Raw genomic sequence first — 5,556 nt, 5'->3', positions numbered from 1 at the left:
GGTCCCAGTTGCCCTCGTCGGTGTAGAACTTCGTCGCGAAGCCGCGGACGTCGCGGGCCAGGTCGGGCGAGCCCTTGTTGCCCGCCACTGTCGAGAAGCGGACGAAGACCGGGGTGCGCTTGCCCTTCGCGGCGAACAGCCCCGCCCGGGTCAGGTCGCTGAGCGAGTCGTAGTTCTCGAAGTAGCCACGCGCGCCGACCTGTTCCAGCGCGCGGGCGAGAAGACGCCGGTGTTCGTGCGCTTCTCCACCGTGGCCGGCAACAAGGGGTCACCGGACCTGGCCCGCGACGTGCGCGGCTTCGCGACCAAGTTCTACACGCGCGAGGGCAACTGGGACCTCGTCGGCAACAACATCCCGGTCTTCTTCATCCAGGACGCGATGAAGTTCCCGGACATGGTGCACGCCGCGAAGCAGGAGCCCGACCGAGGCTTCCCGCAGGCGCAGACGGCGCACGACAACTTCTGGGACTTCGTGTCGCTGTCGCCCGAGTCGACGCACATGCTGCTGTGGATCATGAGCGACCGGACGATCCCGCGCTCGTTCCGCATGATGGAGGGCTTCGGCGTCCACACATTCCGGCTGGTCAACGCCGCCGGTGAATCGCACTACGTGAAGTTCCACTGGAAGCCGAAGCTCGGTCTGCAGTCGGTGCTGTGGAACGAGGCGGTGAAGATCAACGGTGCCGATCCGGACTTCCACCGCCGCGACCTGTGGGAGTCGATCGAGCAGGGCGCCTTCCCCGAGTGGGAACTCGGCCTGCAGGTCTTCGACGACGCGTTCGCCGACTCGTTCGACTTCGACGTGCTCGACCCGACCAAGCTGATCCCGGAGGAGATCCTGCCGGTGCGCACGGTCGGGCGCATGGTGCTCGACCAGAATGTCGACAACTTCTTCGCCGAGACCGAGCAGGTGGCGTTCTGCACGCAGAACGTCGTGCCGGGCATCGACTTCACCAACGACCCGCTGCTGCAGGGCCGCAACTTCAGCTACCTCGACACGCAGCTCAAGCGGCTCGGCAGCCCGAACTTCACGCACATCCCGGTGAACGCGCCGCGCTGCCCCGTCATGAACTTCCAGCAGGACGGGCACATGGCCATGCGCAACCCGCAGGGCCGCGCGAACTACGAGCCGAACTCGTGGCCGGTCGAGACCGGCGGCCCGCGCGAGGATCCGGTGGCCGGCTACCACTCGTATCCCGCCGAGGTGAACGGTGCGAAGCGGCGGCTGCGGTCGGAGAGCTTCGCCGACCACTACAGCCAGGCGCGCCAGTTCTTCCTGAGCCAGACGGTGAACGAGCGGCTGCACATCATCAACGCGTTCAGCTTCGAGCTGTCGAAGGTCGACCGCGCCGACATCCGGCTGCGCATGGTCGCCGGGCTGCGCAACGTGCACGACGACCTCGCCGCCGGTGTGGCCGCCGGCCTCGGGCTCTCGTCGCTGCCCGATCCGCTGCCGGCGAAGGTGCCGACGCGCACCGACCTGCCGGTGTCACCCGCGCTGTCGATCCTCGCGAACCCGCCGGCGCTGCCGATCGGCCGCAAGCTCGGGGTGGTCGTGAGCGAGGGCACGGACGCCGAGGTGCTGGCCGAGCTCAGGACGGGCGCCGCCGCGCAGCAGGTGATCGTCGAGGTGATCGCCCCGACGGTGTCGGGTGTGCGTGACAGCAAGGGCGCCGAGATCGAGGTCGACCAGAAGATCGACGGGGCGCCGTCGGTGCTCTACGACGCCGTCGTGCTGCTGCCCGGCCCCGGCGGCGCCGCCGCGCTCGCCGAACTGCCGTCGGCGCGCGACTTCGTCAACGACGCCTTCAGTCACCTGAAGATCATCGGGCACACGCCGGACGCCGCCGCGATGTTCGCGGCCCTCGGCATCGCCGAGAAGGTCGACGGCGGGTTCGTCGAGATCGACGGCGCCGGCGGCGTCACGGGCTTCCTCACCGCCTGCGCCGAGCTGCGGTTCTGGGAGCGCGAGGCCGCCTTCGTCACCGCCATGCCGACGCTGGGTGCCGACGCGTCCCACTGAACACCGTCTTGTCCCCCGGCCCAGGCAGATCCAGGCCCGGATCCTGCCTGGGCGGGGGGACAAGGGATGCAGGGTCCGGACGCGATTCACGGGCGGCTCACGCGGGTACAGGGGTCGCATGACAACGGAGTCGGGATACGGGTACCGCCGCCGTGGCGGTGGCATCGCACGCGTCATCGGCATCCTCGTGGTGCTCTGGCTGATCATCGGCGCCATCGCCGCGGGGCAGCGTCACTACTACAGCTCGGGCGACTCGAACTGCGCCTCGGTGACCACGACCATCGTCACGATCATCGCGGGTCCGCTGAACTACGTCGGGGCGAATCCCAAGGAGCAGTGCCCCAAGGTGGACGTGCCACAGCCGAGCAAGTAGCCGCCCTCTCTCAGCGGGCGCGGAGGCCGTCGAAGGCGAGGCGGCAGACGTGGTCGGCCAGCGCGGCGTCCGTGGCGCGCTTGCCCGGGCGGTACCACTCGACCACCGAGTTCACGAGCCCGAAGAGCAGGTGCGCGGTGATTGCCGGGTCGAGGTCGGCGTGCAGGTCGCCGTCCCGCTCGGCCTGCCGCACCAGCCCGGCCACGTAGCGGTCGAACTGACGCCGCCGCTCGAGGGCGGCCTGCTCGGTCGGGGTGTTGCCGCGCACGCGCAGCAGCAACGTGACGTGGGGGAGTTCGCGCTGCAGCACCTCGACGCTGCCGCGCACGAGCCGCTCGAGCTTCTCGATGGCGGACGCCGGGGTGGCGCGCACGTCGTCGGCCACGGCGAAGAGGCCGTCGAGGGCACGGTCGAGCGAGAGCCGCAGCAGTTCCTCCTTGCCGCTGACGTGGTGATAGATCGCCGATTTCGCGATGCCGAGGGCGCGGCTGAGGTCCTCCATGCTCGTGCCGTCGTAGCCGCGGGTGTTGAAGACCTCGACGGCCACGGCCAGCAGGGCCTCGAGGTCGTACCCGGGGCGTCCGCGGCGGCGCGGCGCGGCGGCGCCGGTCACGACGCCGACCCCTCCGGACGCGCCGACCCCGACACGCGGTGGCTGCGCCCGCGGAACTCGGCGATCACCTCGTCACCGCGACGCACGGTGACGTCGTACACGCCGGACCGGCCGAAGGTGGTGCGCTCGACCGCCTCGGCCGTCAGCGCGTCGCCGAGCCGAGCGGGTGCGACGAAGACGATCTCGGCCCCGGCGGCGACGGTGGTCGGGCCATGACTGTTGCAGGCGCACGCGAACGCCGTGTCGGCCAGGGTGAAGACCAGCCCGCCGTGCGCGATGTCGTGGCCGTTCACCATGTCCGCCCGCACAGTCATGCGTGCGGTGGCCCGGCCGGGCGAGCAGTCGAGCACGTCGATGCCGAGGGCGCGGGAGGCAGCGTCCGCAGCCATCATGCGGGCCACCGGCTCGGGCAGCGACGACATCGCGACCTCCTTGAAGACGACCGTGTCGTCGCGTAACTTACCGAATGATCGGTCGGTAATTGCAGCGGGAGGTTGTCATGGCGGTGCTGCGCAGCTACGTCGCCGGGCGGTGGGTCGCCCCGGACGCCGGCGAGGTGGTGCGTGACGCCGTCACCGGCGACGAGGTCGTCCAGATCGGCTCGGCGGGCATCGATCTCGCCGCCGCCCTCGACTTCGGACGCCGCGTCGGCGGCCCGGCCCTGCGGTCGCTCACCTTCCACGAACGGGCGGCGCTCGCGAAGTCGGTCGGTCTGCTGCTGCGGGAGCACCGCGACGAGCTGTACGCGCTGTCGCACCGCACCGGTGCGACGACGGCCGACGCGCGCATCGACGTCGACGGCGGCATCGGGGTGCTGCTGAGCTACGCCAGCCGGGCCAAGCGCGAGCTGCCGAACGACCGGGTTATGGTCGACGGGCCGGTCGAGCCGCTGGGCAGGGCGGGGCACTTCGTCGGGCAGCACGTACTGACCCCGCGGCTCGGCGTGGCCGTGCAGATCAACGCCTTCAACTTCCCGGTCTGGGGCCCGCTCGAGAAGCTCGCCCCCGCGCTCATCGCGGGTGTGCCGTCGCTGGTCAAGCCGGCCACGCCCACCGCGTACCTCACGGCGCGCGTCGTCGAGCTGATCGTCGAGTCGGGGTTGCTGCCCGACGGTGCGCTGCAGCTGCTGTGTGGCAGCGCCGGCGACCTGCTCGACCACCTCACCGAGCAGGACTCGGTGGCCTTCACCGGCTCGGCCGCGACCGCGCAACGCCTGCGTTCGCACCCGAACGTCGTCGCCCGCGGGGTGGGCTTCACCGCCGAGGCCGACTCGCTCAACCTGTCGATCCTCGGTCCCGACGCCACGGCCGGCAGCGCCGCGTTCGACCGGTACGTCGACCAGCTCGTCACCGAGATGACGGTGAAGGCGGGGCAGAAGTGCACCGCGATCCGGCGCGCCTTCGTGCCCCACGGGCAGCTGGACGCGGTGCGCGAGGCCGTCGCCGAACGGCTGGCACGCGTCGTGGTCGGCCACCCGGGCGACCCGACGGTGACCATGGGCGCCCTCGCCTCGCTCGAGCAGCGGGAAGAGGTGCGGCGCTCGCTCAAGGCCCTCGAGTCGGCGGCCACGATCGCCGTCGGTGACCCCGAGCGGGTCGACGTCGTCGGCGCCGACGCCGAGCGAGGCGCATTCCTGGCGCCGATCCTGCTGCTGGCCGACGACAACCGACGCGCCGAGCTGCACGAGGTCGAGGCCTTCGGGCCCGTCAGCACACTCATCGGCTACCGCGACACCGCCGACGTCGTCGAGCTCGCCGCGCTCGGCAGGGGCAGCCTCGCCGGCTCGGTCGTCACCGACGACGCCGACTTCGCGCGCGACGTCGTGCTTGGCCTCGCGCCGTGGCACGGCCGCCTGCTCGTGCTGGACGAGGAGGCCGCAACCGAGTCGACCGGCCACGGTTCGCCGTTGCCCAACCTCGTGCACGGCGGCCCCGGGCGAGCGGGGGCCGGCGAGGAGCTCGGCGGCATGCGCGGCGTCGTGCACCACCTGCTGCGCACAGCGGTGCAAGCTTCTCCACGGATGTTGAGCGCGGTGACCGGCCGCTGGGTGCGGGGTGCCGGGCGCAGCACCGACGGCGCGCACCCGTTCACCAAGTCGCTCGCCGACCTGCGCATCGGCGACACGATCGTCGCCGGCCCGCGCACCGTGACGATGGCCGACATCGAGCATTTCGCCGAGTTCACCGGCGACACCTTCTACGCCCACCTGGACGAGGAGGCGGCGGCGAAGAACCCGTTCTTCGGCGGGCGCGTGGCCCACGGCTACCTGATCGTGTCGTTCGCCGCGGGCCTGTTCGTGCAGCCCGACTACGGGCCGGTGCTCGCCAACTACGGCATCGACGACCTGCGCTTCGTCACACCGCTGAAGCCGGGGGACGAGATGACGGTGACCTTGACGTGCAAGCAGATCAGTCCGCGTCCGGGTGAGTACGGCGAGGTGCGCTGGGACGCCCTCGTCACCAACCAGCGCGACGAGACCGTCGCGACCTACGACGTCCTCACCCTCGTCGCGAAGGAGTGGCAGTGACCGAGACGCTGCAGTCCCAT

General features: G+C 71.0%; 4 protein-coding genes and 2 pseudogenes. 3 read left to right on the top strand and 3 right to left on the bottom strand.

The genetic code is table 11. The features are described from left to right. Positions 1 to 196 (bottom strand): annotated as a pseudogene (locus tag ACTHMS_RS14055) (catalase); the annotation flags it as partial. On the opposite strand from ACTHMS_RS14055, the pseudogene ACTHMS_RS14050 reads away from it, so the two are divergent. Further along, positions 188 to 2,023: pseudogene (locus ACTHMS_RS14050) on the top strand (catalase); the annotation flags it as partial. The pseudogenes ACTHMS_RS14055 and ACTHMS_RS14050 overlap by 9 nt on opposite strands. Positions 2,024 to 2,141: 118 nt before the next feature. Continuing rightward, the gene (locus tag ACTHMS_RS14045; protein ID WP_440307297.1) at positions 2,142 to 2,396 is read left to right on the top strand and encodes a hypothetical protein; all 255 of its coding nucleotides are present in this window, start codon (positions 2,142 to 2,144) and stop codon (positions 2,394 to 2,396) included. 10 nt (positions 2,397 to 2,406) lie between these two features. On the opposite strand, the gene ACTHMS_RS14040 is transcribed toward ACTHMS_RS14045, so the two are convergent. Further along, positions 2,407 to 3,009 carry a TetR/AcrR family transcriptional regulator gene (locus ACTHMS_RS14040; protein WP_440307296.1) on the bottom strand — a complete coding sequence of 201 codons (603 nt, stop codon included), beginning with the start codon at positions 3,007 to 3,009 and terminating at the stop codon, positions 2,407 to 2,409. Next, positions 3,006 to 3,431 carry a hydroxyphenylacetyl-CoA thioesterase PaaI gene (paaI, locus tag ACTHMS_RS14035; RefSeq protein ID WP_440307295.1) on the bottom strand — a complete coding sequence of 142 codons (426 nt, stop codon included), beginning with the start codon at positions 3,429 to 3,431 and terminating at the stop codon, positions 3,006 to 3,008. The genes ACTHMS_RS14040 and paaI overlap by 4 nt, the downstream gene beginning before the upstream one ends. A gap of 77 nt (positions 3,432 to 3,508) precedes the next feature. Between paaI and paaZ the strand changes: the two genes are divergently transcribed. Further along, the gene (gene paaZ / locus ACTHMS_RS14030; RefSeq protein WP_440307294.1) at positions 3,509 to 5,536 is read left to right on the top strand and encodes a phenylacetic acid degradation bifunctional protein PaaZ; all 2,028 of its coding nucleotides are present in this window, start codon (positions 3,509 to 3,511) and stop codon (positions 5,534 to 5,536) included. The last annotated feature ends 20 nt before the right edge of the window (positions 5,537 to 5,556 follow it).

This window comes from Jatrophihabitans sp. (assembly GCF_051960575.1).
GTDB lineage: Bacteria > Actinomycetota > Actinomycetes > Mycobacteriales > Jatrophihabitantaceae > JBQCEE01.
The sequence above is the reverse complement of the archived record's forward strand: the minus strand, read 5'-3'. Positions and strand labels throughout refer to the sequence as shown.